Below are 769 nucleotides of genomic sequence, written 5' to 3'. Positions count from 1 at the left end.
CGTGACACTGACGTTGACGTTCGACCACCGCGTGCTGACCGGTGAGCAGGCCGCGAGATTCCTCTCATTTGTCGCAGAGATGCTCGCGAACCCGGACCTGTTGCTGACTCACCTGTAGAAAGGAACGAGTGAGCGTCAACCCCACCGACCGCGCAGTCCCCACCTCCGCCCTGGTGCGCGCCCGCGCCGGCATCTTCGGCATTTTCGGCATCAACGGATTTCTCCTCGCGATGTGGGTCGTCCACATCCCGTCCATCGAACACCGAGTGGGGATCAGTCACTCGACGCTCGGCTCACTTCTTCTCCTTCTTGCAGTCGGAGCCATTGCCGGCATGCAGTTGAGCGGCCCGCTCGCAGATCGATACGGCAGCAGACGCATGGTCGTCCTGGCGGGTAGCGGGCTGGCATTCGCCACTCTCGGCCCGGGGTTTGCCACGAACACCTGGCAACTGGGCGCTGCACTTGTCGTGTTCGGCTTTGCGAACGGCGCGTTGGACGTGTCGATGAACTCGCAGGCCGTCGAGGCCGAACAGTTGTACCGGCGCCCGATCATGGCGGCCTTTCACGGCATGTTCTCGGTCGGTGGCGTATTGGGCTCTGTCATCGGATTCGGCACTCTCGCACTGGATCTTCCGCCGTATGTCACGCTCAGCATCGCGTCGGCAATCGGCTTGCTGGCAGTCTGGTTGTGCTCGCGACCCCTTCTCCCTCACGTCGACGTGCATGCCGAAACCGCGTCGACTACCGGAAAGACACACGGCAGATTCTC

General features: G+C 62.5%; 2 protein-coding genes. Both read left to right on the top strand.

The annotated features are described in order from the left end of the window. Position 1: 1 nt before the first annotated feature. A complete protein-coding gene (locus A2J01_RS37200; RefSeq protein WP_269455316.1) occupies positions 2-118 on the top strand; it encodes a 2-oxo acid dehydrogenase subunit E2 in 117 nt (38 codons plus the stop codon). Between the two features lie 10 nt (positions 119-128). Then, positions 129-769 (top strand): MFS transporter (locus A2J01_RS14625; protein WP_156519281.1); only part of this gene is annotated, 641 nt, incomplete at its 3' end.

It is taken from the genome of Rhodococcus sp. EPR-134, assembly GCF_001647205.1.
In the GTDB taxonomy this organism is placed as follows: domain Bacteria; phylum Actinomycetota; class Actinomycetes; order Mycobacteriales; family Mycobacteriaceae; genus Rhodococcus_F; species Rhodococcus_F qingshengii.
Note: the sequence above shows the minus strand (reverse complement) of the source record. Positions and strands in the feature narration are given on the sequence as shown.